Source organism: Streptomyces sp. P9-A4, assembly GCF_036634195.1.
Taxonomy (GTDB): domain Bacteria; phylum Actinomycetota; class Actinomycetes; order Streptomycetales; family Streptomycetaceae; genus Streptomyces.
Genome location: NZ_JAZIFY010000002.1, coordinates 530,369 through 555,928, shown reverse-complemented (window position 1 = coordinate 555,928; position 25,560 = coordinate 530,369). Strand labels below are relative to the sequence as shown.

Annotated in this window: 26 protein-coding genes; 22 read left to right on the top strand and 4 right to left on the bottom strand. The window is 73.6% G+C overall.

Annotation, left to right across the window (positions count from 1 at the left end; translation table 11 throughout):
- The first annotated feature begins 194 nt into the window (after positions 1-194).
- The 10 genes from nadE to V4Y03_RS33115 all read left to right on the top strand — a co-directional run bounded on the left by nadE (position 195) and on the right by V4Y03_RS33115 (position 9,584).
- Positions 195-1,025 (top strand): ammonia-dependent NAD(+) synthetase, encoded by an 831-nt coding sequence (nadE, locus tag V4Y03_RS33160; protein ID WP_317877414.1) that lies wholly within the window; start codon positions 195-197, stop codon positions 1,023-1,025.
- A gap of 82 nt (positions 1,026-1,107) precedes the next feature.
- Complete coding sequence (locus V4Y03_RS33155; RefSeq protein ID WP_332437656.1) at positions 1,108-1,497, top strand: VOC family protein; 390 nt, start codon at positions 1,108-1,110, stop codon at positions 1,495-1,497.
- Between the two features lie 58 nt (positions 1,498-1,555).
- Complete coding sequence (locus V4Y03_RS33150) at positions 1,556-2,236, top strand: ABC transporter permease (protein WP_317877416.1); 681 nt, start codon at positions 1,556-1,558, stop codon at positions 2,234-2,236.
- On the top strand, positions 2,233-2,907 hold the full coding sequence (locus V4Y03_RS33145; protein WP_332437655.1) for an ABC transporter permease: 675 nt from the start codon (positions 2,233-2,235) through the stop codon (positions 2,905-2,907). Before V4Y03_RS33150 ends, V4Y03_RS33145 begins: the two co-directional genes overlap by 4 nt.
- Complete coding sequence (locus V4Y03_RS33140; RefSeq protein WP_332437654.1) at positions 2,904-3,866, top strand: ABC transporter substrate-binding protein; 963 nt, start codon at positions 2,904-2,906, stop codon at positions 3,864-3,866. The genes V4Y03_RS33145 and V4Y03_RS33140 overlap by 4 nt, the downstream gene beginning before the upstream one ends.
- A 159-nt stretch (positions 3,867-4,025) precedes the next feature.
- Positions 4,026-5,159 carry a glycoside hydrolase family 5 protein gene (locus V4Y03_RS33135; protein WP_332437653.1) on the top strand — a complete coding sequence of 378 codons (1,134 nt, stop codon included), beginning with the start codon at positions 4,026-4,028 and terminating at the stop codon, positions 5,157-5,159.
- 127 nt (positions 5,160-5,286) lie between these two features.
- Complete coding sequence (locus V4Y03_RS33130; protein ID WP_332437652.1) at positions 5,287-6,618, top strand: alpha/beta fold hydrolase; 1,332 nt, start codon at positions 5,287-5,289, stop codon at positions 6,616-6,618.
- A gap of 57 nt (positions 6,619-6,675) precedes the next feature.
- Entirely contained in the window at positions 6,676-7,809 is a 1,134-nt protein-coding gene (locus V4Y03_RS33125; protein WP_332437651.1) for a GntR family transcriptional regulator, read from the top strand.
- 93 nt (positions 7,810-7,902) lie between these two features.
- On the top strand, positions 7,903-8,835 hold the full coding sequence (locus V4Y03_RS33120) for an SIS domain-containing protein (RefSeq protein WP_332437650.1): 933 nt from the start codon (positions 7,903-7,905) through the stop codon (positions 8,833-8,835).
- The gene (locus tag V4Y03_RS33115; protein WP_317878718.1) at positions 8,832-9,584 is read left to right on the top strand and encodes a PIG-L deacetylase family protein; all 753 of its coding nucleotides are present in this window, start codon (positions 8,832-8,834) and stop codon (positions 9,582-9,584) included. The genes V4Y03_RS33120 and V4Y03_RS33115 overlap by 4 nt, the downstream gene beginning before the upstream one ends.
- Positions 9,585-9,632: 48 nt before the next feature.
- Here V4Y03_RS33115 and V4Y03_RS33110 read toward each other — a convergent pair whose 3' ends face one another.
- Positions 9,633-10,406, bottom strand: a complete 774-nt coding sequence (locus V4Y03_RS33110) for a VOC family protein (protein ID WP_317878717.1) — start codon at positions 10,404-10,406, stop codon at positions 9,633-9,635.
- Positions 10,407-10,532: 126 nt separating this feature from the next.
- Positions 10,533-11,516 carry an NAD(P)/FAD-dependent oxidoreductase gene (locus V4Y03_RS33105; protein WP_332437649.1) on the bottom strand — a complete coding sequence of 328 codons (984 nt, stop codon included), beginning with the start codon at positions 11,514-11,516 and terminating at the stop codon, positions 10,533-10,535.
- Positions 11,517-11,582: 66 nt separating this feature from the next.
- Here V4Y03_RS33105 and V4Y03_RS33100 point away from each other — a divergent pair, with 66 nt between their 5' ends.
- From V4Y03_RS33100 to V4Y03_RS33050, 11 genes are all read left to right on the top strand, one after another.
- A complete protein-coding gene (locus tag V4Y03_RS33100; protein WP_317878497.1) occupies positions 11,583-12,170 on the top strand; it encodes a helix-turn-helix domain-containing protein in 588 nt (195 codons plus the stop codon).
- A gap of 68 nt (positions 12,171-12,238) precedes the next feature.
- A complete protein-coding gene (locus tag V4Y03_RS33095) occupies positions 12,239-13,207 on the top strand; it encodes an NADPH:quinone oxidoreductase family protein (protein WP_332437648.1) in 969 nt (322 codons plus the stop codon).
- Positions 13,204-14,388 carry an acyl-CoA dehydrogenase family protein gene (locus V4Y03_RS33090; RefSeq protein WP_317878495.1) on the top strand — a complete coding sequence of 395 codons (1,185 nt, stop codon included), beginning with the start codon at positions 13,204-13,206 and terminating at the stop codon, positions 14,386-14,388. The genes V4Y03_RS33095 and V4Y03_RS33090 overlap by 4 nt, the downstream gene beginning before the upstream one ends.
- Positions 14,385-15,599, top strand: a complete 1,215-nt coding sequence (locus tag V4Y03_RS33085) for an acyl-CoA dehydrogenase family protein (protein WP_332437647.1) — start codon at positions 14,385-14,387, stop codon at positions 15,597-15,599. The genes V4Y03_RS33090 and V4Y03_RS33085 overlap by 4 nt, the downstream gene beginning before the upstream one ends.
- A 134-nt stretch (positions 15,600-15,733) precedes the next feature.
- Complete coding sequence (locus V4Y03_RS33080; RefSeq protein ID WP_332437646.1) at positions 15,734-17,350, top strand: ABC transporter substrate-binding protein; 1,617 nt, start codon at positions 15,734-15,736, stop codon at positions 17,348-17,350.
- Positions 17,347-18,339 (top strand): ABC transporter permease, encoded by a 993-nt coding sequence (locus V4Y03_RS33075; RefSeq protein WP_317875405.1) that lies wholly within the window; start codon positions 17,347-17,349, stop codon positions 18,337-18,339. The genes V4Y03_RS33080 and V4Y03_RS33075 overlap by 4 nt, the downstream gene beginning before the upstream one ends.
- Entirely contained in the window at positions 18,332-19,168 is an 837-nt protein-coding gene (locus V4Y03_RS33070) for an ABC transporter permease (RefSeq protein ID WP_317875404.1), read from the top strand. The genes V4Y03_RS33075 and V4Y03_RS33070 overlap by 8 nt, the downstream gene beginning before the upstream one ends.
- 29 nt (positions 19,169-19,197) lie before the next feature.
- Positions 19,198-20,193: an ABC transporter ATP-binding protein gene (locus V4Y03_RS33065; protein ID WP_332437781.1), complete on the top strand. Its 996-nt coding sequence runs from the start codon at positions 19,198-19,200 to the stop codon at positions 20,191-20,193.
- Positions 20,186-20,851, top strand: coding sequence for an ABC transporter ATP-binding protein (locus V4Y03_RS33060; protein ID WP_332437644.1), 666 nt, complete (start codon positions 20,186-20,188; stop codon positions 20,849-20,851). Before V4Y03_RS33065 ends, V4Y03_RS33060 begins: the two co-directional genes overlap by 8 nt.
- A gap of 113 nt (positions 20,852-20,964) precedes the next feature.
- Positions 20,965-21,159: a hypothetical protein gene (locus V4Y03_RS33055; RefSeq protein ID WP_317875402.1), complete on the top strand. Its 195-nt coding sequence runs from the start codon at positions 20,965-20,967 to the stop codon at positions 21,157-21,159.
- Between the two features lie 136 nt (positions 21,160-21,295).
- Positions 21,296-22,882, top strand: a complete 1,587-nt coding sequence (locus V4Y03_RS33050) for a hypothetical protein (RefSeq protein ID WP_332437643.1) — start codon at positions 21,296-21,298, stop codon at positions 22,880-22,882.
- A gap of 61 nt (positions 22,883-22,943) precedes the next feature.
- Here the strand turns inward: V4Y03_RS33050 and V4Y03_RS33045 are convergent, their stop codons facing one another.
- Positions 22,944-23,744, bottom strand: a complete 801-nt coding sequence (locus V4Y03_RS33045) for a VOC family protein (RefSeq protein ID WP_332437642.1) — start codon at positions 23,742-23,744, stop codon at positions 22,944-22,946.
- Positions 23,745-23,862: 118 nt separating this feature from the next.
- On the opposite strand from V4Y03_RS33045, the gene V4Y03_RS33040 reads away from it, so the two are divergent.
- Entirely contained in the window at positions 23,863-24,540 is a 678-nt protein-coding gene (locus V4Y03_RS33040; RefSeq protein ID WP_332437640.1) for a formylglycine-generating enzyme family protein, read from the top strand.
- A gap of 25 nt (positions 24,541-24,565) precedes the next feature.
- On the opposite strand, the gene V4Y03_RS33035 is transcribed toward V4Y03_RS33040, so the two are convergent.
- The gene (locus tag V4Y03_RS33035) at positions 24,566-25,507 is read right to left on the bottom strand and encodes a universal stress protein (RefSeq protein WP_332437639.1); all 942 of its coding nucleotides are present in this window, start codon (positions 25,505-25,507) and stop codon (positions 24,566-24,568) included.
- Positions 25,508-25,560 lie beyond the last annotated feature (53 nt).

Sequence of the window (25,560 nt, the reverse complement as noted above, 5' to 3'; positions counted from 1 at the left end):
GCACACCCCCACCTCCCGGCACACGGCTGACCAGCGGGGGAGCGCCCCCCCCGAGGAGATCCGGTGGCCGGCCGCGCGGCCCGGAGCCGTACCGCACGGGCCAGGGCGACGGCCCGCCGCCCCGGTTGCGTAGAGTCGACTCCGGCAGCCCCACCCACCCCGGCGGCCCCACCGACCCTGACGAGGAGACCCCCGTGACCGACCCGGCGTCCACCGCCCTCCAGCAGCAGATCGCCCGGGACCTCCAGGTGTCGGAGTCCTTCGACCCCGGGGCGGAGATCGAGCGCCGGGTGGCCTTCCTCGCCGAGCGGCTCATCTCCACCGGTCTGCGCTCGCTCGTCCTCGGCATCAGCGGCGGCGTCGACTCCACCACCGCCGGGCGGCTCTGCCAGCTCGCCGTCGAGCGCGCCCGCGCCGCCGGCCACGACGCCACGTTCTACGCGATGCGCCTGCCGTACGGCGTCCAGGCCGACGAGCAGGACGCGCGGAGCGCTCTCGACTTCATCGGCGCGGACGACGTCCTCACGGTGGACGTGAAGGCGGCGAGCGACGCGGCCCTCGACGCCTGCGTGGCCGGCGGCGTGACCTTCCGGGACGCCCACCACCAGGACTTCGTGCAGGGCAACATCAAGGCCCGCCAGCGGATGATCGCCCAGTACGCGGTCGCCGGAGCGCGCGACGGGCTCGTCGTCGGCACGGACCACGCCGCCGAGGCCGTCTCCGGCTTCTTCACCAAGTTCGGCGACGGTGCCGCCGACGTCGTCCCGCTCACCGGTCTCACCAAGCGGCGGGTCCGCGCGGTCGCCGCCGAGCTGGGCGCCCCGGCCGGGCTGGTGTGGAAGACCCCCACGGCCGACCTGGAGACCCTGGACCCGGGCAAGCCCGACGAGGACGCGCTCGGTGTCACCTACGACGACATCGACGACTTCCTGGAGGGGAAGCCGGTCGCGGAGGCCGCCTTCGCCACGATCGTCCGCCGCTACGGCCTCACCGAGCACAAGCGACAGCTGCCGATCGCCCCCTGACCGCTCCATGGGCGGCGCGCCGCCGCCCATCGGTGGATCCTGGAAGGGGACCTCGCCGGAGGGCCCCGGAAGGGAGTACGCCATGTTCGGCGAGACCTCTGCGTTCAGCGGCTTCTCGGTCGACGACCTCGACGCCGCCCGGCGCTTCTACGGGGAGACCCTCGGTCTGAAGGTGGAGGAGCAGGGCGACGGGGAGATGCGGATGCTCTTCCTGACCCTGGCCGGCGGGGCCCGGGTCCTCCTCTACCCCAAGGACGACCACGCCCCCGCGAGCTTCACCGTCCTCAACTTCGCGGTCGACGACATCGACCGGGCCGTGGACGAGCTGACCGGGCGCGGAGTGACCCTGGAGCGTTACCCCGGCTTCGAGGCCGACGACAAGGGCGTCGTGCGGGCCGGGGGCGGACCGGCCGTCGCCTGGTTCAAGGACCCGGCGGGCAACGTGCTGTCGGTCCTCCAGGACCTCGGCTGACGGCCCCGAACGGCCCGGCCCGGGTGCGCGGCCGCCTCGTACCGCCTCGAATGGGAGGGTGACCGCGCCGCCCGACGACTGCCTCGCCCGCAACGAGTGGATCTGCGGCGACTACCTCTCCACCCGCCGCGAGATCCTCGCCGACGCCGTCGTCCAGCACCTCCAGCTGACCGTCGTGTCCGTCGCCCTGGGCCTGCTGCTCGCCCTGCCCCTCGCGGTCGCGGCCCGCCGCCGGCGCTGGGCGGCCGGCCCCGTCCTCGGGATCACCACCCTGCTGTACACGATCCCGGCGCTCGCGATGTTCTCGCTGCTCCTGCCCGTGTACGGCCTCTCGGCCGCGCTCGTCGTGGCCGGACTCGTCCTGTACTCGCTGACGCTGCTCGTGCGGAACATCCTCGCCGGGCTCCGCGCCGTCCCCGAGGAGACCCGGCAGGCCGCGCGCGGCCTCGGGTACGGGCCCGTGCGCCTGCTGCTCACCGTCGAGCTGCCGCTCGCCCTGCCCGCCGCCATGGCGGGGCTCAGGATCGCCACCGTCTCCGCCGTCTCGCTGGTCACCATCGGCGCGATCGTCGGCCACGGCGGCCTCGGCAACCTCATCTACTCCGGGATGAACAGCTACTTCAAGGCCCAGGTCCTCACCGCCTCGGCCCTCTGCGTCCTCATCGCCGTCGCCGCCGACCTGCTCCTCCTCGGCGCGCAGCGGCTGCTGACCCCCTGGACCCGTGGGCAGGGCGCGTGACCACCCTCGCCGACACCTGGTCCTGGCTCACCACCTCCGGCAACTGGTTCGGCGAGAACGGCGTCTGGCACCGGCTCGGCGAGCACCTGTTCCTCACCGTCGTCTGCCTCGCCCTCAGCTGCGCGATCGCCCTGCCCGTGGCGCTCGTCCTCGGCCACCTCGGCAAGGGCGGCGCGCTCGCCGTGAACCTCTCCAACATGGGCCGGGCCGTGCCCACCTTCGCCGTCCTCGTCCTGCTGCTGCTCAGCCCGATCGGCTCGTACGGCTCCTGGCCGACGGTCATCGCCCTCGTCCTGTTCACCGTGCCCCCGCTGCTCACCAACGCGTACGTGGGGATGCGGGGCGTCGACGCCGATGTCGTACGGGCCGCCCGGGGCATGGGCATGACGGGCGGCCAGACCCTCGCCCGGGTCGAACTCCCGCTCGCGCTGCCGCTGGTCCTCACCGGCGTACGGATCGCCGCCGTCCAGCTGGTCGCGACCGCGACCGTGGCGGCGCTTGCGGGCGGCGGCGGGCTCGGCCGGATCATCACCGCCGGGTTCAACCTCGCCTCGACCCCGCAGGTCGTCGCGGGCGCGTGCCTCGTCGCGGCCCTCGCCCTGCTCGTGGAGGGCGTCTTCGAGGGCGTCCAGCGCCTGGCCCCCGCGGGGGTCCGGGTGAGCGGCGCGTGAGCCTCCCGGCCCGTACCCCGGCCGCCCTCGTCCTCCTCCTGGCGGTCTGCGCAGGCTGCGGCACCGGCCCGGCCCTGGAGGACCAGGGCGAGGTCACCGCCCCGCCCGGCGACAGCCGCCGGCTGACCGTGGGCTCGGCCGGGTTCACCGAGAGCGACCTGCTGGCGCAGATGTACGCCCTGCTGCTCCAGGACGCCGGTCACGGTACGGAGATCCTCTCGGTCACCAACCGCGAGCTGTACGAACCCGCCCTTGAACGGGGCCGGATCGATGTCGTGCCGGAGTACGCGGCGACGTTCGCCGACTGGCTGAACGCCAAGGCCCACGGGCCGGACGCGCCGACCGTCGGCTCGCCCGACCGGGCCGCCACGATGACCGCGCTCCGCGCGCTCGCCGCCCCGCGCGGGCTGACCGTCCTCGACCCGGGCGAGGCCGTCGACCGGAACGCCTTCGCGGTGACCGCCGTCTTCGCCGCCGAGCACGGTCTGAAGACCCTGAGCGACCTCGGCGCCACCGGCCTCCCCGTACGGCTCGCGGCGGGCGACGAGTGCGTCCGGCGGCCGTACTGCGCCCCCGGTCTGAAGGAGGTCTACGGGATCGACGTGACCGCCGTCGACCCGAAGGGCGTCGGCACCACCCAGGCCAAGCAGGCCGTCCAGAACGGCCAGGACCAGCTGGTGCTGACCACGACCACCGACGCGACGCTCGATGAGTTCGGGCTCGTCCTGCTGGCCGACGACAAGAACCTGCAGAACGCCGACCACATCGTCCCCGTGGTCAACCGGGCCCGCGCCGGAGGCGAAGGCGTCACCGGGGCGCTCGGCCGTCTCAACACGGTCCTGACCACGGAGGATCTCGCGCACCTCAACGAACAGGTGGACAGCTGGCGGCGTCTGCCGCAGGACGTGGCGCGCAACTACCTCGTGGCCAAGGGCCTCCTGAAGGACCGTCCCGACTGACCCGCACGGTCAGCCCGCTGAACAGAGTCTCCTGCCCTGACCCTTGCGGGGCGCTCACGACCCTGCTATTTATCCGTTAGGAAAGTTTCCTTCCAGTCGAAGGTTCCTGAACCCGATCCTCCATCCCCCACCCCTCGTTCGTCGTACCGGGAGACCCCCATGACTTCGGCACGATCCGCACGACCCCGACCCCTCCGTTCCCGGCTGCGGCCCGGCACCCGCCGCCTCGGCGTCGCCGGAGCCGCCTTCGGAGCCCTGCTCCTCGGCCTCGCCACCGCGCCGACCACCGCCGGCGCCGCCCCCGTCACCCCGCAGTCGGCGGGGTCCGCCGTCGCCAAGGCCCCCGCCGCGGCCACCCCCGCCTCGATCAACGGACAGCTCAAGGTCTGCGGCACCAAGCTCTGCAACCAGTACGGCAAGCCGATCCAGCTCCGCGGCATGTCCAGCCACGGCACCCAGTGGTACAGCCAGTGCCTGACCGGCGGCTCCCTCGACGCCCTCGCCAAGGACTGGAACGCCGACGTCCTGCGCGTCTCCACATACGTCCAGGAGGAGGGCTACGAGACCGACCCCCGCAAGTACACCGACCTCGTGCACTCCCTCATCGAGCAGGCCACCGCGCGCGGCATGTACGTGATCGTCGACTGGCACATGCTCGACCCGGGCGACCCGCACTACAACCTCGCCCGCGCCAAGACCTTCTTCACCGAGATCGCCCAGCGCCACGGAGCCAAGACCAACCTGCTCTACGAGATCGCCAACGAGCCCAACGGCGTCTCCTGGTCCCGGATCAAGAGCTACGCCGAGAAGCTCATCCCGGTCATCCGCGCCAAGGACGCCGACACCCCGATCCTCGTCGGCACACGCGCGTGGTCCTCGTTCGGCGTCTCCGACGGCGCGAACGAGTCCGAGGTCGTGTCCAACCCCGTGAACGCCGCCAACATCATGTACACCTTCCACTTCTACGCGTACTCGCACCGGGAGGAGTACCTGGACACCCTGTCCCGCGCCGCCGCCAAGCTGCCCGTCTTCGTCACCGAGTTCGGCACCCAGAACTACGCGGGCGAGGGCAGCAACGACTTCGCGATGTCGCAGAAGTACCTCGACCTGATGGCCGCGAAGAAGATCAGCTGGGTCAACTGGAACTTCTCCGACGACGAGCGCACCGGCGCGGTCTTCAAGACCGGCACCTGCGACGACGGCGGCCCCTGGACCGGCACCGGCTCGCTGAAGCCCGCCGGCGTCTGGATCCGGGACCGCGTCAGGACGCCGGACGACTTCCCCACTTCCTGACGCCCCCACCGCGCGACCCGGCCGGCTGACACTGCCGGCCGCCTCCTGAGGCGCCCCGCCTCCGGTACGCCCCCGCCGTGTGATCCACTGTCCTCGCGGGGGCGTACCGAACAGGAGCAGAAACACCGTGACCACCTTCCGGCAGCCGGGACTCGTCCTCACCGACCACCGCTTCCCCGTCCCCCTCGACCACTCCCGCCCCGACGGCGAGCGCATCGAGGTCTTCGGCCGTGAGGTCGTCGCGGCCGGTCGCGACGGAGCGGACCGGGACCGGCTCCCGTGGCTGCTCTACCTGGAGGGCGGCCCCGGCTTCGGCGCCCGCCGCTTCATCGGCCCGCAGGCCTGGCTCGGCCGCGCCGTCAAGGAGTTCCGCGTCCTCCTCCTCGACCAGCGCGGCACCGGCCGCTCCACCCCCGCCAACCGCCAGACCCTGCCCCTGCGCGGCACCCCGGCCGAGCAGGCCGACCACCTCGCCCACTTCCGCGCCGACTCGATCGTCAAGGACTGCGAACTCATCCGCCGCCGCCTCACCGGCGGCGCCCCCTGGACGGTCCTCGGCCAGAGCTTCGGCGGCTTCTGCGCCACCCACTACCTCTCCACCGCCCCCGAGGGCCTGGAAAGGGTCCTCGTCACCGGCGGCCTGCCCTCCCTCGACGCCACCGCCGACGAGGTCTACCGCGCCGCCTACCCCCGTATCCGGCGCAAGAACGAAGCCCACTTCGCCCGCTACCCGCAGGACGCCGAACGGGCCCGCGCCATCGCCGCCCACCTCCTCGACCGCGAGGTGACCCTGCCCGGCGGCGGTCAGCTCACCGCCGAGGCCTTCCAGTCCCTCGGCATCCTCCTCGGCTCGGGCGACGGCACCCACCAGCTCCATCTGCTCCTCGAAGGCGCGTTCGTCCCCACCACCGGCGGCCCCGAACTCTCCGACGCCTTCCTGGAGCAGGTCCAGGCCCACCTGTCGTTCGCCGGTCATCCGCTCTACGCCGTGCTCCACGAGGCCATCTACGCCCAGGGGCAGGGCCCCACCGACTGGGCCGCCGAGCGGGTCCGGGCCGAGCACCCCCAGTTCGACGCCCGCACCGCGCTCGCCGAGGGCCGGCCGTTCCTCTTCACCGGCGAGTCCGTCCACCCGTGGCACTTCACCACCGACCCCGCCCTGCGCCCCCTGCGCGACACCGCCGAACTCCTCGCCGCGCGCACCGACTGGGCACCGCTCTACGACCCCGAAGCCCTCGCCGCCAACCGGGTCCCGGTCGCCGCCGCCGTCTACCACGACGACATGTACGTGGACACCGCCCACTCCCTGGAGACCGCGCGCGCGATCCACGGCCTGCGGACCTGGGTGACGGACGAGTTCGAGCACGACGGGCTGCGGGCGGGCGGCCCCCGCGTACTCGACCGGCTGCTCGCCCTCTCCCGGGGGGGAGCTCTGATCGCTCCGGCCACCCCCGCATAGGATGCGGCGGGCGTCCGGACGAACGAGCACGGACGCCGGGAGCGCGAGGAGGTCCGGATGACGGGACGCGAGACACCGGCATCGGGCCGGGAGCTGAAGTTCCGGGCCCTCATGGCCGAACTGCGGCGCGGCATCCTCGACGGCACCTGGCCGCCCGGCAGCAAGCTCCCCACCGAACGCGCCCTCGCCACCGAGACCGGCCTGTCGGTCACGACCGTCCGCCGCGCCTACGAGGACCTCGTCGCCCTCGGCCTCGTCGAACGACGCCAGGGCGCCGGCACGTTCGCCGCCCACCGCCCCGAACGGGACGGCGCGGGGCGGCGGATCGTCGGCGTCCTCGTCCCCGACACCACCTTCTACTACCCCCGGGTTCTCCAGGGCATCGAGAAGGAACTCGCGGGGGCCGGCGCCCGGCTGGTCCTCGCCTGCTCCCACTACGACCCCGACGAGGAGGACGCCGCCGTCGAACGCCTCCTCTCCGCCGGCGTCCACGGCCTCCTCCTCGTCCCCGGCCTGCACACCGCCACCGACCCCGGACGGCGCGTCGAGGAACTCCTCGCCCTGCCCGTCCCCGCCGTCCTCGTCGAACGCCGCCTGGCCGCCCACGGCCCCGGCGACCCCACCGAGCACGTCTGCACCGACCACGAGGGCGGCGCCTACGACGCGGTCCGCCACCTCCACGCCCTCGGCCACCGGCGGCTCGGCCTGGTCGCCCGTACCGACGCGCCCACCACCGCCCCCATCGAGTCCGGCTTCGCCCGCGCCCTCCACGACCTCGGACTGCCCCAGGCGCCGCCCCCCGAGCGAGACGTGATGGCCCACTGGGACCCCGACCGCGCCGACCGGGCCCTCGCCGCACTGCGCGCCGCCGGGGTCACCGCCGCCCTCTGCTTCGGCGACCGGGAGGCCGCGCTGATGCTGGCCGCGGCCCGCCGCGCCGGGGTCCGCGTCCCGGAGGACCTCGCCCTGATCAGCTACGACAACGAGTTCGCCGACATCGCCGAGACCCCGCTGACGGCCGTGTCCCCGCCCAAGTACCAGCTCGGCCGGCTCGCCGCGCAGATCCTGCTCCGCCGGCTCGCCGAGGGCGAGGCCGCCCCGCTCCACCAGGTGCAGCTGCGCCCCCGGCTGGTCGTCCGGGCCTCCTGCGGGGGACGGCCGGGAACCGGCGGCGCGCGAAAGTCCAAGTGATCGTCCGACATTGCTCATGGAGTGCTCCGGACGACTGCCGGTAGAACTCGGTCCGGGCCCCGCGGGGGAGCCCTGCGAGGAGAGGACCCCGACATGAGCACCCACGTCAGCGCGGAGATCGCCGGTCAGCCCGACTGCTGGCGGCGTGCCGCCGAGATCGCGGACCGGCACCCCGAACCGCTCCCGGCCCGCGGCGAGCGCGTCGCGGTGGTCGGCTGCGGCACCTCGTACTTCATCGCCCGCGCCTACGCCGCCCTGCGCGAGTCCCTCGGCGCGGGCGAGACCGACGCCTTCCCGGCCTCCGACTCCACACCGCTCGGCCGCGGCTACGACCGGATCGTGGCCCTCACGCGCTCCGGCACCACGACGGAGGTCGGGGACCTGCTCGCCCGCGCGGCGGGGAGCATCCCGACGCTCGTCCTCACCGGCGTGCCCGACAGCCCGGCCGGCCGGCTCGCCGACCGGGTGATCGACCTCGGCTTCGCCGACGAACGCTCCGTCGTCCAGACCCGGTTCGCGACCACGGCCCTCCAACTCCTGCGCGCGGGACTCGGCGTGGATCTGGCGCCCTCGATCGCCGACGCCGAACTCGTGCTGTACGAGCGGCTGCCCGCCGCCTGGGAGCGGCGCGGCCAGTTCACCTTCCTCGGCACCGGCTGGACCGTGGGCCTCGCCGACGAGGCGGCGCTCAAACTCCGCGAGGTGGCCCGCGCCTGGACGGAGTCGTACGCGGCGATGGAGTACCGCCACGGCCCGATCAGCATCAGCGACCGGTCCAGCCTCGTCTGGTGCCTCGGCCCCGCCCCCTCCGGGCTGCGGGACGAAGTGGAGTCCACCGGCGCCCTGTTCGCCGCCGACGCGATCGACCCGGTCGCCGCGCTGGTCCGCGCCCAGCGGCTCGCGGTCGCCCTCGCGGACCGGCGCGGACTCAATCCCGACCGGCCCAGGAACGTCTCGCGTTCGGTGATCCTGTCCGGAGCGTTCCGCCCGACCGCTGCGGAGGCGGCCCGTATCCTGCGGGCATGACCGGAACCGATGTCACGGACCTCGCGGAGATGCCCGGCGACTGGCAGCGCGCCCTCGCCGTCGTCGCCCACCCCGACGACCTGGAGTACGGCTGCGCGGCGGCCGTCGCCGAGTGGACCGACGCCGGCAAGGAGGTCGTGTACGTCCTCGCCACCCGCGGCGAGGCGGGCATCGACACCCTCGCCCCCGACGTCTGCGGCCCGCTGCGCGAGCGCGAGCAGCGGGACAGCGCCGCCGTCGTCGGAGTGGACACCGTCGAGTTCCTCGACCACCGGGACGGGACCATCGAGTACGGGCTGGGGCTGCGCCGTGACATCGCGGCAGCGATCCGCCGCCACCGCCCGGAACTCGTCCTCACCCTCAACCACCGGGACACCTGGGGCGGCGGCCCCGGCGCTCCCTGGAACACCCCGGACCACCTGGCCGTCGGCCGTGCCACGCTCGACGCGGCGGCCGACGCGGGAAACCGCTGGATCTTCCCCGAACTCACCGAGCGGGGGCTCGACCCCTGGAACGGCGTGCGCTGGGTGGCGGTCGCGGCCTCCAGCACCCCGACGCACGCCGTCGACGCGAGCCGGGGCCTGGACCGGGCGATCCGCTCGCTGCTCTGCCACCGCGCCTACATCGAGGCCCTCACGGACGAGGACCCGGAGGAGTACGTCCGCTCCTTCCTCACCGGCGCGACGGGCCGCGCCGCCGACCGCTTCGGCGGCCGGCCCGCGGTGGCCTTCGAACTCTTCGCCCGCTGACGGAGCCCGGCCCGGCCGCCCCGGGGGCTGAACTCGGCGGCGGCCGGGTCAGCCCATCGGCGCGGGCTTGAGGACCGCGAAGGGCGCCCCGAAGGGGTCGGCCAGCCAGGCGATGCGGCCCACGTCCGGGATGTCGGCCGCCGGCATCAGGACCGAACCGCCGTTGCCCTGCGCCGCGGCAGCCATCGCGTCGGCGTCCTCCACCGCGAAGTACGGGATCCAGCGCGGTGTGTCGCTCTGGAGCTCGGCGGCGCCGCCGAAGGAGGCGTCCTGCTGGTCGCCCTCGGCCGTGGAGACGACCCGGTACGTCATGCCCGGCGTCTCCATCTCCGCCCAGCGCCAGCCGAACAGGCCCCCGTAGAAGCCGAGGACGGCCTCCGGGTCGGGGACGTGCAGTTCCACCCAGACCAGGGTGTTCGTCGACGAGGTCCGTTCGAGGCCCTGGGTGGTGCCCGGCTGCCAGACGGCGAACTCCGCGCCGCCCGGGTCGGTGAGGGCGGCCATCCGCCCCGCCTCCATGACGTCGAGGGCCGGCGCCCGCACGGTGCCGCCCGCCGACTCGGCGGCCTTCTGGGTGGCGTCCGCGTCCGGGGTCCGGAAGTAGACCGTCCAGGCGCTGTGCGCGCCCTCCTCGGTGAGCGGGCCGAGCGCGGCGACCGTACGCCCCTCCTGCTGGAAGAAGCCGTAGCCCCCGGCCTCGGGGCCCGCCGAGCGGAACTCCCAGCCGAGGACGGCGCCGTAGAAGGCCGCCGCCGCGTCGGTGTCGGGGCTGCCGAGGTCGATCCAGCAGGGCGAACCCTTGGTGAACTGCGTACCGAGCATGGGAGGTGTCCCGTCCTTCCGTCGTCCGTCGCTGCCGGGGCCGCGCCGTCGGTTTCTCCGGCATTTCGGCCACCATGGCCGATCCTCGTCGCTCGCCCCGGACCTCGCAGCCGCAGCCCCACGGGTTCATCCGGTCGGCCGACCGGCCCCGTCCTTCCGCCGGCGCGCCACCGCGGCCTCCAGACAGGCGAAGACCAGCTCGCCGTTGAGCGCGGCGCCCGCCCGGTACCCCCGGCTGACCGCGTTGACCACCTGCTCCTGCGGGCCGGTCACGTTCCCGGCGGCCCACACGCCGGGCACGCTCGTCCGGCCCGTCTCGTCCACCGCCACGAACTCGCCGAAGGGGGTGGTGCGCAGCTCCGCGCCGAGCCGCCGCAGCAGCCCGTCCCTGGGCGCGAGGCGCGAGGCGGCGGCGAACACCACCGAGCGGGCCACGGTCCGGCCGTCGGCGAGCCGCACCCCGGTCAGCCGGTCGTCCTGCACCGCGAGCCCCGTCACCTCGCCCCGCTCGATCCGGACGCCCGCCGCGTCGAGGAGGGCCGCCTCGTGCGCGGAGGGCTCGGCGGCGGTGTGGAGGAACAGGGTCACATCCTTCGACCAGTGCGCGACCATGAGCGCCTGGTGGGCGGCCATCGTCGGATGGGCGATGACGCCGAAGGCCCCGTCGCGGACCTCCCAGCCGTGGCAGTAGGGGCAGTGCAGCACGTCACGGCCCCACCGTCCGGCGAGCCCGTCGACGGCGGGCAGCTCGTCGACGAGCCCGGTGGTGACGACGAGCCTGCGCGCGCTCACCGTGCCGCCGTCCGCCAGGGTGAGGGTGAAGCCGCCGTGCCCGTCGGGTGCCGCGTCCGTCACCTCACCGGTCCGGAAGCCGACCCCGTACCCCGCGATCTCGGCCCGCCCGGCCGCGAGGAAGTCCGCCGGGCTCATGCCGTCCCGGGACAGGACGCCCTGCATGTGCGCGGCGGGAGCGTTGCGCGGCTCCCCGGCGTCGACCACCAGGGTCCTGCGCCGTGACCGGCCCAGGATCAGGGCGGCGCTGAGCCCGGCCGCGCCCCCGCCGATCACCAGGGCCTCGTAGTCGTACGTGTCGTCCAGATGTGCGTTCATACGGCGAGAGTCGCCCGGACCCGGAAGTACGGCAAGCTATGTTGCCGTTTCTGCAATATTGGACGCATGACCGAAGACGACCGCATAGACGCCGTCCTGAACGAGGTCGGCCCCCGGCTCCGCCGCGTCCGCCGCGACCGGGGCGTCACCCTCGCCGAACTCTCCGCCGCCACCGGCATCTCCGTCAGCACCCTGTCCCGCCTGGAGTCCGGACAGCGCAAACCCAGCCTCGAACTCCTGCTGCCGCTCGCCCGCGCCCATCAGGTCCCGCTCGACGAACTCGTCGGCGCCCCCGCCACCGGCGACCCGAGGGTCAAGGCCAAGCCGATCGTGCGCAACGGCCGCACGATGTTCCCGCTGACCCGGCAGCCCGGCGGCCTCCAGGCGTACAAGGTGATCCAGGAGGAGACCCAGGGGGAGCCGGACCCGCGTGTCCACGAGGGCTACGAATGGCTCTACGTACTCTCCGGGAAGCTCCGGCTGGTCCTCGGCGAGCATGACGTCGTCCTCGCCGCGGGGGAGGCGGCCGAGTTCGACACGCGCGTCCCGCACTGGTTCGGGCCGACGGCCGACGGACCGGTGGAGTTCCTGAGCCTGTACGGGCCGCAGGGGGAACGGATGCACGTCAGGGCCCGCCCGAAGAAGTCCGGCTGAGTCGTTCCCCCGAAGGCAAGCGACCGCTTAGTATGCAACCGACCGCTCGGTACGGAGGAGGCTTCCGGATGCAGGCATGGCGTGTGTACGAGAACGGGGAACCGGCCGCGGTGATGCGCCGCGAGGAGGTGGACCCGCCCACGCCCGGCGACGGCCAGGTCCTCCTCAGAGTCCGCGCCGCGAACGTCAACTTCCCCGACGCGCTGCTCTGCCGCGGCCACTACCAGGTCCGCCCCCCGCTGCCCTTCACCCCCGGCGTCGAGGTCTGCGCCGAGACCGAGGACGGTCGCAGGGTCATCACCACCGCCGCCCTCCCGCACGGCGGCTTCGCCGACCTCGTGCTCGCCGACGCGGCCGGACTGCTCCCCGCCCCCGAGTCGCTCGACGACGCGGAGGCCGCCGCCCTCCACATCGGCTACCAGACGGGCTGGTTCGGCCTGCACCGCCGCGCCGCCCTCCGGGCGGGCGAGACCCTCCTCGTCCACGCGGCGGCCGGCGGCGTCGGCAGCGCCGCCGTCCAGCTCGGCAAGGCCGCGGGAGCCACCGTCATCGGCGTCGTCGGCGGACCCGAGAAGGCAGCGGTCGCCCGCGCACTCGGCTGCGACCTCGTCATCGACCGGCGTGCCGAGGACGTCGTCGCCGCCGTCAAGGCCGCGACCGGCGGACGCGGCGCCGACGTGATCTACGACCCCGTCGGCGGCGAGGCCTACCAGCAGTCCGCCAAATGCGTCGCCTTCGAGGGCCGGATCGTGATCGTCGGCTTCGCCAGCGGCGCCGTCCCCGCCCCCGCGCTCAACCACGCCCTGGTGAAGAACTACTCGGTCCTCGGCCTCCACTGGGGCCTCTACGCGGCGAAGGACCCGGCCTCGATCGCGCGCTGCCACGAGACCCTGACCGAGTACGCGGCCAAGGGCGTCATCAGGCCGCTCATCGGCGAGCGCGTCCCCTTCGCGGGCGCGGCCGACGCCGTCCAGCGCGTCGTCGACGGCACCACCACCGGCCGCCTGGTCGTCCTTCCGGAAGGGGCCCGCGCATGACCGGCGCCGAGGAACTGCGCGTACTCACCAGGAAGCTGCTGGACGAGCACCCGCCCGCCGGCACCGACCGCACCGACTTCCTGCGCGCCCGCTTCGACGCCGGACTCGCGTGGGTGCACTACCCCGTCGGCCTCGGCGGACTCGACGCGCCCCGCGCGCTCCAGTCCGTCGTCGACGCCGAACTCGCCGCCGCCGGCGCCCCCGACAACGACCCGCGCAGGATCGGCATCGGCCTCGGCATGGCCGCCCCCACCGTCCTCGCCCACGGCTCCGACGAGGTCAAGCGCCGGTTCCTCCGGCCCCTCTGGGTCGGCGAGGAGGTCTGGTGCCAGCTCTTCAGCGAGCCAGGCGCCGGCTCCGACCTCGCCGCGCTCGCCACCCGGGCCGTCCGGGACGACGCGGGGGACTGGATCGTCGACGGACAGAAGGTGTGGACCTCCAGCGCCCACGTCGCCCGCTGGGCCATCCTCATCGCCCGCACCGACCCGGACGCCCCCAAGCACCGGGGCATCACCTACTTCGTCTGCGACATGACCGACCCCGGTGTGGAGGTCCGGCCGCTGCGCCAGATCACCGGCGAGGCCGAGTTCAACGAGGTCTTCCTCACCGGCGTCCGCATCCCCGACGCCCACCGCCTCGGCGAGGTCGGCGACGGCTGGCGGGTCGCGCAGACCACCCTCATGAACGAGCGGGTCTCCATCGGCGGCGCCCGCGTCCCGCGCGAGGGCGGCATGATCGGGAAGGCCGCCACGACCTGGCGCGAACGCCCCGAGCTGCGCACCCATGACCTGCACCGGCGCCTCCTCGACCTGTGGGTCGACGCGGAGGTGGCCAGGCTGTCCGGGGAGCGGCTCCGGCAGCAGCTCGTCGCGGGCCGCCCCGGCCCGGAGGGCAGCGCGATGAAACTGGCCTTCGCCCGGCTCAACCAGGCCATCAGTGGTCTGGAGGTCGAACTCCTCGGCGACGAGGGTCTGTTGTACGGGGAATGGGAGATGCGCCGCCCCGAACTCGTCGACTTCACCGGCCGTGACGCGGGCTACCGCTATCTGCGCTCCAAGGGCAACTCGATCGAGGGCGGTACGAGCGAGGTGCTGCTCAACATCGTCGCCGAGCGGGTCCTCGGGCTGCCGCCGGAGCCCCGCAACGACAAGGACGTCGCCTGGAAGGACCTCGCCCGATGAAACAACCGACGGAACCGACAGAGCCGACGGACCCGGCGGACCCGACGGAACAGCCGCTGGACCTCCTCCATTCCGAGACCGAGGAGGATCTGCGGGCGGCCGTCCGCGCGCTGCTCGCGGACCGGGCCGGGCACCAGGCGGTCCTCGGCCGGATCGAGACGGGTGACCCGTACCTCCCCGGTCTGTGGAAGTCCCTCGCCGCCGACATGGGCGCCGCGGGCCTCCTCGTCCCCGAGAAGCTCGGCGGCCAGGGGGCGAGCCACCGGGAGGCCGCCGTCGTACTGGAAGAGCTGGGCCGTGCGGTGACGCCGCTGCCGTATCTGACGAGCGCGGTGGTGGCCACCGAGACGCTGCTCGCTCTGGCGGAGGGGAGCCAGGAGACGGGGAGCCAGGAGACGAGGAGCCAGAAGGCGGAGGACCGGGAGGCGGCGAGCCAGGAGGTGGCCGGACTGCTCGCGGACCTCGCGAGCGGGCGCACGGTCGCGGTCCTCGCCGTACCGCTGTCGACGGCGCCCGGGGCGGAGTTCCCGCCCACCGTCCCCGGCGTCCCCGCCTCCGACTCCGTCCCCGGTGTCGCCGACGCCGTCGCCGCCGACCTGTTCCTCGTCCCGCGCGCCGACGGTCTGTACGCCGTTCCGGCCGCGGCGGCGACCGTCGTGCCGCAGAGCCCGCTCGACCTCACCCGTCCGCTCGCCACCGTCACCACCGGAGCCGGGAGCGGCACCCGCCTCGCGGGCCCCGGCGCCTCCCGCGCGGCGGTCCGGCGCGGACTGCTCGCCGGGGCCGGTCTCCTCGCCTCCGAGCAGCTCGGCCTCGCCGAGTGGTGTCTTGAGGAGACCGTCCGGTACACCCGCGAGCGCCACCAGTTCAACCGGCCGGTCGGCTCCTTCCAGGCCCTCAAGCACCGCATGGCGCAGCTCTGGCTGGATCTCGTCGGGGCCAGGGCGGCGGCCCGCGCCGCCGCCGACGCCCTCGCCACCGGGCGCGGTGACGCCCCGCTGCTGGTGGCCGTCGCCCAGGCGTACTGCTCCAGGACGGCCGTCCGGGCCGCCGAGGAGTGCGTACAGCTGCACGGCGGGATCGGGATGACCTGGGAGCACCCGGCGCACCTGGCACTGAAGCGGGCCAAGTCCGACCAGATCGCCCTGGGGTCGGCGGGCCGCCACCAGGACGCGATCGCCGCCCTGGTCGGACTGGAGCCCCCTCGGTAGGCCCCGCGAGAAGCCCCGCGGGGGCCCCTGTGTGATTCCCGGGTAAGGGGCCCCTGTGTTCACACCCCTTTACATACTGTTTAATTGCGAGTCGTTCGCAATAACAGTTGATCTCCAAGAGGGGTGTGGACACGATGACCGCCCGATCCGTCCGCGGCGCGGCCGCCGCGACACTCGCGGGGGCCGTCGCGCTCGCCGCGGCGGCCTGCACGAACCCCGGCAGCACCGCCGGAGGCTCCGGCGGACCCAAGGATTCCGCGGTCGTCGGCATCGCCTACGAGCCCGAGACCCTCAGCCCCCTCCTCGGCTACGGCAAGGACGGCAACTCCAAGATCTTCGACGGGCTGCTCGCCTTCGACGCCGACATGAAGCTGAAGCCGGCGCTCGCCACGGAGCTGCCCCGGATCACCGCCGACGGACTCACCTACACGTACACCCTCCGCAAGGGCGTCACCTTCAGCGACGGCGCCCCCTTCACGGCCGAGGACGTCGTCTTCACGTACCGGACGATCCTCGACCCGAAGACGAACAACCCCTCCCGCACCGAACTCGACGCCCTCAAGAGCGTCGAGGCGACCGGCGAGGACACCGTCGTCTTCCACCTCAAGTACCCCTACGCGCCCTTCGCCCAGCGCACCGTCCACGCCATCGCCCCCGAGCACATCGCCGCGAAGCAGGACGTCAACACCGGCGCCTTCGCCACCGAGCCGATAGGCACCGGCCCGTACGTCCTCACCGGCTGGTCCAAGGGCGAGAAGCTCAGCTTCAAGGCCAACCCGTCCTACTGGAACGGCGCGCCCGCGGTGAAGAAGTTCACCATGGCGATCATCAAGGACGACGACGTCCGCGCCACCCGGCTGCGCGCCGGGGACCTCGACGGCGCCGTCCTGCCGCCCAACCTCGCCGCCGGGTTCAAGGGCGACCGGGCGAAGAAGACCTGGACGGCGAAGACCTACGACTACCGCACCGTCACCCTCCCCACCCACCACCCGGTCACCGGGGACACCGCCGTCCGCCGCGCCCTCGACCTCGCCGTCGACCGGCAGACCATGGTCGACAAGATCCTCGAAGGCGCCGGAAAGCCCGCGTACGGGCCCGTCCCCACCGACAGCCCCTGGTTCGCGAAGGGCACCGAGCGTCGCCACGACCTCTCCGGCGCACAGAAGATCCTCGACGAGGCCGGCTGGAAGCCCGGCCCCGACGGCGTCCGCGTCAGGAACGGCGTCCGCGCCGCCTTCCCGCTCTGGTACCTCTCCGGCGACAAGCTCCGCCAGGACCACGCCCTCGCCTATGCCTCCGACGCCAAGAAGGCCGGCATCGACATCACCGCCCAGGCCGGCACCTGGGAGGTCATCGAGCCCCGGATGAAGACCGACGCCGTCCTCGCGGGCGGCGGCTCGCCCGGCGACCCCGACTTCGACCAGTACCTGCTGCTCAGGTCCACCCTCGCCGGCGACGGCTTCAACAACATGGCCTGGTACGACAACAAGACCGTCGACCGCGCCCTCGACGACGGCCGCCGCACCGACGACCTCACCGAGCGCCGCGCCGCCTACGGCACCGTCCAGCGCGAACTGGTGAAGAACCCCGGCTACACCTTCCTCACCCATATCGACCACCTCTACGTCATGAACGACGCCTGGGACGGCCCCGGCACCCAGACCGAGCCCCACGACCACGGACTCGCCTCCGGCCCCTGGTGGAACGTCGAGAGCTGGAAGCCGAAGCAGGCCGGGGCGACGCAGAAGTGAAGCGCCGCCTCCCCTGGGGCGCCATGGCACGGATGACGGGACGCCGCGCCCTCGCCGCCGTCCCGGTCCTCCTCGCCGTCACCCTCGCGGTGTTCGCCGTCGCCGAAGCCTCCCCCTTCGACCCCGTCAAGGCCTACGCCGGCACCGCCGGACTCACCGCCTCGCAGGAGAACCTCGACCAGCTCCGCGCCAACCTCGGCGTCGACCGGCCCCTCCTCACCCGCTGGTGGGAGTGGCTCACCTCGGCCCTCACCGGCGACCTCGGCGACTCCGCCGTCATGCGCCGCCCCGTCGCCGAGGTCATCGGCGAACGCCTCGGCTGGTCCGTCCTCCTCGCCGTCACCGCCTTCCTCGTCGCCATCGCGCTCGGCACCCTCCTCGGCGTCCTCGCCGGACGCCGCCGCGGCGGCCTCGTCGACCGGGCCGTCAGCTCCGCCGCGTACACCCTGGAAGCCGCCCCCGCGTTCTGGCTCGGCCTCCTCGCCATCTGGTTCTTCGCCCTGAAACTCGGTGCCCTGCCCGCCGGAGGACTCACCGACACCGGCAGCGACACCGTCACCGCCGACCAGGTCGCCCGCCACCTCGTGCTGCCCGCGCTCGTCCTCGGCGTCTCCCAGCTGCCCTGGTTCTTCCTGTACGTCCGCCAGGGCGTCGGCGACGCCCTCGACGAGGACCCCGTGCGCGGCGCCCGCGCCCGCGGCCTGCGCGAACGCACCGTCCTCACCGGCCACGCCCTCCGCTCCGGAATGCTGCCCATGCTCACCCTCGTCGGCTCCCGCGTCCCCGAACTCATCACCGGCGCGCTGCTCGTGGAGACCGTCTTCAGCTGGCCCGGCATCGCCGCCGCCACCGTCCAGGCCGCCACCTCCGTGGACTTCCCGCTGCTCGCGGCCCTCACCGTGCTCGCCACCGCCGCCGTCCTCCTCGGCAATCTCCTCTCCGACCTCCTCTACGGACTCGCCGACCCGAGGGTGGGCTTCGATGGCTGACCCGCGCACCCACCGCCTACGGCTCTGGAGCTCCGCCCTCGTCGTCGGCGTGATCGTCCTCGCCGTCCTCCTCGTGCCCCCGCTCGTCCAGCTCGACGAACAGGCCGTCGACCTCTCCCGCAAGCTGCTCCCGCCGTCCTGGGAACACCCCTTCGGCACCGACGACCTCGGCCGCGACCTCCTCCTGCGCTGCGTCTACGGCCTGCGGATCTCCCTTCTCGTCGGCCTCGTCGCCGCCCTCGTCGCCACCGTCGTCGGCACCGCCGTGGGCGCGGCGGCCGGGGCGCTCGGAGGCTGGACCGACCGCACCCTGATGCGGATCGTCGACACGTTCTCGTCCGTACCGCACCTGCTGCTCGGCATCTTCGTGGTCGCCCTCTTCCGGCCCGGCGTCTGGCCCGTCATCGCGTCCGTCGCCGTCACCCACTGGCTCTCCACCGCCCGGATCGTGCGCGCCGAGGTCCTCTCCCTGCGCACCCGGCCCTTCGTCGACGCGGCCGTCTCCGGCGGCGCCACCCGCTGGCGCGTCACCGTCCGGCACCTGCTCCCCGCCGTCCTGCCACAGGCCGGACTCGCCGCCGTCCTGATGATCCCGCACGCCATGTGGCACGAATCCGCGCTGTCCTTCCTCGGCCTCGGCCTTCCCAGCCACCAGGCCAGCCTCGGCAACCTCGTCCAGAACGCCCGCTCCTCACTTCTCGCCGGCCACGGCTGGCCCACCCTCTTCCCCGGCCTCCTTCTCATCGTCCCCACCCTCGCCATCGCCGGCCTCGCCGGCACCTGGCGCGACCGCCTCAACCCGCGCCGCCGATCGGAGCTGATGCTGTGAACGCCCCGTACGCCCCCGAGGACCGGGTCCTGCGCGCGCTCGACGCCGTCACGGCCGAGCGGGCCGAGGGGGCCGTGCTCAGCGTGCGTGACCTGAGCGTCCGGTTCCGGCTGCGGGGCGGGCGGAGCGTCGCCGCCGTCAGCGGTGCCGGTTTCGACCTCGGGGCGGGGGAGTGTCTCGCCCTCGTCGGCGAGAGCGGCTGCGGCAAGTCCGTCCTCGCCTCGGCCCTCCTCGGGCTGCTGCCCGGGAACGCCGAGGCCTCCGGTACGGCCCTGCTCGCGGGCCCGGCGGGCGAGGACGGCGTCGATCTGCTCGCCGCCGACGAGAAGACCCTCGCCCGCACGGTACGGGGGCGCCGCGTCGGCCTCGTACCGCAGAGCCCCGCCGCCCATCTCACCCCCGTCCGCACCGTACGGTCCCAGCTTGAGGAGACCGTCCGCGCCCTCACTCGCACCGCCCGCCGGGCGCGCCGCAAGGCCGCCGAAGAGGCCGCCGAACGGGCCGCCTTCCCCGCCGGGCACCTCGACCGCTACCCGCACGAACTCTCCGGCGGCCTCGCCCAGCGCGCCGCCACCGCCCTCGCCCTCATCGGCGGCGCCCCCCTGCTGCTCGCCGACGAACCCACCACCGGCCTCGACCGCGACCTCGTCGACCGCACCGTCGACGAACTCCGCCGCCACGCCGACGACGGCCGCGCCCTGCTCCTCATCACCCACGACCTGGCCGCCGCCGCGCGGATCGCCGACCGCGTCGCCGTCATGTACGCGGGCCGCATCGTCGAAATCGCCCCCGCCCGGCGGTTCTTCGGCCCCACCGGGCCCCGCCACCCCTACGCCCGCGGCCTCCTCGACGCCCTCCCCGACCGGGCGTTCACCCCGATCCCCGGCATGCCCCCGGAACTCTCCGCACTGCCCGGGGGCTGCGCCTTCGCCCCGCGCTGCCCGCTCGCCACCGAACTCTGCGCCGACCGCCCCGCGTTCACCACGGGCGTCGCCTGCCACCACCCGGAGCACCCCCGTGCTTGAACTCGACACCGTCACCGCCGGATACGACCGCCGCGCCCCCGTCTTCCGGGGCGCCTCCCTCACCGTCGCCCCCGGCGAATCCGTCGGACTCCTCGGCCCCAGCGGCTGCGGCAAGTCCACCCTCGCCCGCGTCGCCGCCCTCCTCCACCGCCCCGAGGCCGGCCGTCTCGTCCTCGACGGCGTCGAGGTCACGGCCTGGCGCCACCGCGCCCCGCGTGAACTGCGCACCGCCGTCGGCGTCGTCTTCCAGCAGCCCCGCACCGCCGCCGACCCCCGGCTCACCCTCGCCGACCTCGTCGTCGAACCCCTCCGCGCCACCGGCCGCCGCGCCGAGGCCGCCGCCCGCCTCGCCGAACTCGCCCCCGCCGTCGGCCTCACCCCCGACCTGCTCGTCCGCCGCCCCCACGAGGTCAGCGACGGCCAGTTGCAACGCGCCTGCCTGGGCCGCGCCCTGGCCCTGCGCCCCCGCTGGCTGATCTGCGACGAGATGACCGCCATGCTCGACGCCTCCACCACGGCCGCCCTGGTCGCCGCCGTCGGGACCTACCGCACCGAGACCGGCGCGGGCCTCCTCGCCGCCGGCCACGACAGGGTCCTGCTGAACCGCTGGTGCGACCGCACGGTGGAGTGGAAGGACTGCCTGCCCACCGCCTCCTGACCGGATCTCACCCGTATGGCCGCCCCGCCATACGCCCGGACGGAACGTACATTCCGCCACACTGTCCGCCGAACGCCGCAATTCCGGTGCGGCGACGGAGGGACGTGAACGCGATGGCCGTTTCCATTTCTGTCGTGGTGCTGCTGCTGGTGCTGGCCTCGATCTTCCTGCGCAGCGGCGGGCTCAAGCTCAGCCACGCGCTCGTCTGCGCCCTGCTCGGCTTCTTCCTCGCCGGGACCAGCATGGCGCCCACCATCCACAACGGTGTCGCCGCCACCGCCAACGTGGTCTCCAGCCTCAGGCCGTGATCGTCGCGGGGCGTGAACGGAGGTGAACCGCCGTGAACCGCCCATGAAACGAGGGGCGGTTTCATGTACATCTCAAGCACCCGGGCCTAGCGTCGGCCGTCGGCGCGACCGACGTACGGACCCCGAGGAGCCCGCCTTGACCACGCATCCGCCCCGAAGACGAGCCCGCGCGCTGGCCCTGATCGCGCTCGCCGCGACCCTCCTCGCGGGCGCCGCCCCCGTCGCCCAGGCCGAGGAGATCCCGCTCGGCCTCGGCCACCGGCTCGTCGACCACTACGAGGGCGCCCCCGGCACCGCGCGACCTGTGCCCGGCAAGGGCACCGCCCAGCACCCGTACCTCGCCCCCAACGGGCGCAGCGGCATGCACGCCGACGGTGCCGGCAGCGGCACCCATCCCTCTCCCGGGCCGCTCGGCCGGGACCCGAAGGTGGACAGCGAGAGGATCGCGCCCGTCGGCGGCGAGTGCGCGACCGTCACCTTCGACTCCGGCGGCCGGCTCGTCACCGTCTGCGGCACCTTCAGCGGCTTCCTGCTGAAACTGCTCGACCCGCGCACTCTGGACACTCTCGCCGAGTACAAGCTGCCGCAGCGTTCCTCCACCGTCGAGGCCATCACCCGCCTCGACTTCGAGAAGATCTTCAAGGACACCTCCGGCGGCGCCTACTTCTACCTCGACGACCAGGATCGGGTCGTCCTCGCCGACTCCCGGCAGCACATCCAGCGCATCTCCCACCGTCAGAAGGCCGACGGAGCGTGGGAGTTCGTCGTCGAGAACGACTGGGACCTCACCTCCCTCGTCCCCCACGACTGCGTCACCTGGACCAACCTCCTCCCCAGCGGGGTCTGCGACCCGGTCACCTCCGTCATGCCCGACTGGGACGGCCGCATCTGGTGGGTCACCCGCCTCGGACGCGTCGGCACCGTCGACCCCGCCACGGGCGCGCTGCGGGCGGTCCGCCTCGAAGGCGAGGAGATCCAGAACTCCTTCTCCGTCGCCGAGGACGGTGTCTCGCTCGTCACCGACCACGCCCTGTACAGCTTCGAGGCGGACGCGGACGGCGTCCCGCGCGTGCGGTGGCGCGAGACGTACGACCGGGGGACCGGCACCAAACCCGGCTCGGTGAACCAGGGTTCGGGCACCACACCCGACCTCTTCGGCCTCCACGACGAGTACGTCGCCATCACCGACAACGCCGACGACCGGATGAACGTCCTCGTCTACCGGCGGGGCGCCGGCGTCCCCGCCGCCGAACGCCTCGTCTGCCGGGTGCCGGTCTTCGGATCCGGGGCGTCCACCACCGACAACTCCCTGATCAGCTGGGGCAACAGCCTCGTCGTCGAGAACAACTACGGTTACGAGAACCCGAGTACGCTCCTTCTCGGCCGCAGCGTCGTCGGCGGCGCGACCCGGATCGACGTCCGCGCCGACGGCAGCGGCTGCGACACCGTCTGGGAGAGCGACGTCCGCTCCCCGTCGACCGTCCCGAAGCTGTCCACCGCCAACGGACTGCTCTACTTCTACGAGAAGCGCCCCAACTCCTGGGGCATCGACGCCTGGTACCTCACGGCCGTCGACTTCCGCACCGGGCAGCGGGTCTTCAGCCGCTTCACCGGCACCGGCCTCGCCTACGACAACAACTGGGCCCCGATCACCCTCGGGCCCGACGGCACCGCGTACGTGGGCGTCTTCAACGGCATCGTCGCGGTCCGCGACAGCGCCTGACCCCGCCCGCACACACGGAACCGCCCCGGGACGCGCGTCCCGGGGCGGTCTCCCGTACCGCTCACACCATCTCGGGCATCTCCCCGACGGTGGTCTTCATGTCGATCACCGCGAAGGGGGCACCCTGCGGGTCCAGGATCGCCGCGAACCGGCCGAAGGGGCTGTCCATCGGACCGAACACCTTGCGCCCGCCGAGCCGTTCGGCTGCCTCGACGGCCTTGTCGCAGTTGTCGACGCCGAAGTACAGCTGGATGTAGGGCGGGACCTCCGCCGGGAAGTCCTCCGCCGACATCACCATCCGGCCGAGCACCGGCTGCGGGCCGCCGAGGTCGAAGACCCGGTAGTCCATGTGCTCGTCCTGCATCTTCTTCGAGCCGTAGCCGAAGACCTCGGTGAAGAACTTGTCCGCCTTCGCGGGCTCCCGGGTGAAGACGTCCGCCCAGGCGTACGAGCCGGTCTTGCCCTCCAGCTCGAAGCCCTCGTGCTGCCCCGCCTGCCAGATGCCGAACGTCACGCCCGACGGATCCCGGGCGAGGCACATCGAGCCGAAGTCGCCGACCTGCATCGGCTCCATCAGGACCGTGCCGCCCGCGCCGCGGATCTTCTCCGCCGTCGCGGCGGCGTCCGGGGAGGCGAAGTACAGACACCAGGCCGACTGCGGCTCCCCGTCCTGGCCCGGCATCGGGGGCACGACGGCCGCGACCGCCTTGCCGTTCTTGTACGCCTGCGTGTAGTTGCCGAATTCCGACGAGGACTCGCCGAAGGTCCAGCCGAGCACGTCGCCGTAGAACGTCTTGGCGCCCTCGACGTCGGTGAACATCGCGTCGGTCCAGACCGGCGTGCCTTCAGGTCGTGCGGCCATGACGGTGACTCCCACTTCCGATTCGATGACGTGTTCCTGTGTGCCACGCTAGCCACGGTCGCCCCGGAGCGCTCGGTGACGCGACGTGACCGCCCCGAATGCTGCGACCATGCACGGCATGAGGACACAGGGGGGCGACGCCATGATCGAGGTGCCCGGGGGCCGGGTCACGCTGTCGGACCGGCGCACGGAGCGGAGCTGGACGGTCGACCTCGCCCCGTACGGCCTGAGCGCCGTCCCGGTCACCCGGGAGCTGTACGAGCAGGTCACGGGCGACCGCCCCGGCACCGCCCGCGGCGACCGGCTGCCGGTGGAGGGCGTGTCCTGGCACGACGCGGTCCGCTTCTGCAACGCCCTCTCGGCCAGGGAGGGACTCAGGCCCGCATACGGGGTCCCCACCGACCCCGATGACGCGTACGGGCCCGCCTGGGACCGGACCGCCGAGGGCTATCGCCTCCCCACCGAGGCCGAATGGGAGCATGCCTGCCGCGCCGGCACCACCGAGCCCCGCTACGGCCCGCTCGACGAGATCGCCTGGCACCGGGGGAACTCCGGCGAACGCCTCCACGAGGTGGCCGGACTGCGCCCCAACGCCTGGGGCCTCCACGACATGCTGGGCAACGTCTGGGAATGGTGCTGGGACGTGTACGACGCCGAGGTCTACGGCTCGTACCGCGTCCTGCGCGGCGGCGGCTGGTTCGACCCCCACTGGAGCTGCCGCGCCTCGGTCCGCCGCCGCAGCCACCCCACCCTCACCCTGGACGACGTGGGCTTCCGCCTGGCCCGCAGGCGCTGACAGCCGACCCGGGCCTTCCGTCCTCTCAGCCCGCCGGTGGCGGTGGTACCACCGCCACCGGGCAGTGGGCCTCGTGGAGGACCGCGTGGGCCACCGAGCCGATGAGCAGGGAGCCCAGGTGGTGGCGGTGGTGGCGGCCCACGACCAGGAGGGCCGCGTCGCGCGAGCCCTCCACCAGGCGGCCCGCCGCGTCGCCGGGGACCACCGTCGGGACCAGCTCGACCCCGGGCCAGCGCTGGGCGAAGGGGCGCAGCCGTTCGGACTGCTCCCGCTCCGCCTCCCCTACGAGCTCCTCCGTGTCGTCCGCGAAGGCCGGCGGCGGCGGGACCTGGAGGGCGGGGGAGGGGGCGACGACGAGCGCGCCCGGCTGCGGAGGGAACCGGAAGGCGGTCACGGCCTCCAGCGGTACGCCCCGGTGGTGCGCCGCCTCGAACGCGAAGGCCACTACCTCGTCCGGCGTCTCCTCCACGTGCAGGCCGAGCAGGACCCGGCCGGCCTCCGCCCCACCGTCCAGGGAGGCCGCCCGTGCCTCGTGCGGGACGACCACGAGCGGGCACGGCGCGGTCGCGGCGAGCGTACGGCTGGTCGAACCCAGGAGCAGGGAGGCGACGCCCCCGTGTCCACGGGATCCGGTCACCAGGAGCCGGGCGCCTCGCGCCGCCGCGGGCAGGGCGTCGTTCACGGTCCCGTCCAGGGACTCGTACCGGACGGGTGCGCGGTGCCCGCGCTCCTCGACGACGGTCCGCACGGCGTCCAGCACCGTGTCGGGCAGCTCGGGGGCCGGGCCCAGGGAGGCGATGCGGGCGGCGCCGAGCTGGAGGGCGTCGGAGCGGACATGGGCCACGACCAGCGGTGATCCCAGGTGCTCGGCGGAGCTCAGGGCCCATTCGAGGGCGCGGAGGCTGTGCTCTGACCCGTCCACGCCGACGACGACCGGCGGCTCGGGCGCGGTGCTCGTGTCACTCATGGAGGAATGACTCCCGCACCCGCCCGTACGCCACGCCGGTCAGAAGCAGTCGG

Coding starts and splice junctions, on each gene's coding strand:
- V4Y03_RS33155 (WP_332437656.1), top strand. CDS start 1,108: ATGTTCGGCGAGACCTCTGCGTTCAGCGGCTTCTCGGTCGACGACCTC.
- V4Y03_RS33135 (WP_332437653.1), top strand. CDS start 4,026: ATGACTTCGGCACGATCCGCACGACCCCGACCCCTCCGTTCCCGGCTG.
- V4Y03_RS33125 (WP_332437651.1), top strand. CDS start 6,676: ATGACGGGACGCGAGACACCGGCATCGGGCCGGGAGCTGAAGTTCCGG.
- V4Y03_RS33120 (WP_332437650.1), top strand. CDS start 7,903: ATGAGCACCCACGTCAGCGCGGAGATCGCCGGTCAGCCCGACTGCTGG.
- V4Y03_RS33115 (WP_317878718.1), top strand. CDS start 8,832: ATGACCGGAACCGATGTCACGGACCTCGCGGAGATGCCCGGCGACTGG.
- V4Y03_RS33110 (WP_317878717.1), bottom strand. CDS start 10,406: ATGCTCGGTACGCAGTTCACCAAGGGTTCGCCCTGCTGGATCGACCTC.
- V4Y03_RS33105 (WP_332437649.1), bottom strand. CDS start 11,516: ATGAACGCACATCTGGACGACACGTACGACTACGAGGCCCTGGTGATC.
- V4Y03_RS33100 (WP_317878497.1), top strand. CDS start 11,583: ATGACCGAAGACGACCGCATAGACGCCGTCCTGAACGAGGTCGGCCCC.
- V4Y03_RS33095 (WP_332437648.1), top strand. CDS start 12,239: ATGCAGGCATGGCGTGTGTACGAGAACGGGGAACCGGCCGCGGTGATG.
- V4Y03_RS33090 (WP_317878495.1), top strand. CDS start 13,204: ATGACCGGCGCCGAGGAACTGCGCGTACTCACCAGGAAGCTGCTGGAC.
- V4Y03_RS33085 (WP_332437647.1), top strand. CDS start 14,385: ATGAAACAACCGACGGAACCGACAGAGCCGACGGACCCGGCGGACCCG.
- V4Y03_RS33080 (WP_332437646.1), top strand. CDS start 15,734: ATGACCGCCCGATCCGTCCGCGGCGCGGCCGCCGCGACACTCGCGGGG.
- V4Y03_RS33070 (WP_317875404.1), top strand. CDS start 18,332: ATGGCTGACCCGCGCACCCACCGCCTACGGCTCTGGAGCTCCGCCCTC.
- V4Y03_RS33055 (WP_317875402.1), top strand. CDS start 20,965: ATGGCCGTTTCCATTTCTGTCGTGGTGCTGCTGCTGGTGCTGGCCTCG.
- V4Y03_RS33045 (WP_332437642.1), bottom strand. CDS start 23,744: ATGGCCGCACGACCTGAAGGCACGCCGGTCTGGACCGACGCGATGTTC.
- V4Y03_RS33040 (WP_332437640.1), top strand. CDS start 23,863: ATGAGGACACAGGGGGGCGACGCCATGATCGAGGTGCCCGGGGGCCGG.
- V4Y03_RS33035 (WP_332437639.1), bottom strand. CDS start 25,507: ATGAGTGACACGAGCACCGCGCCCGAGCCGCCGGTCGTCGTCGGCGTG.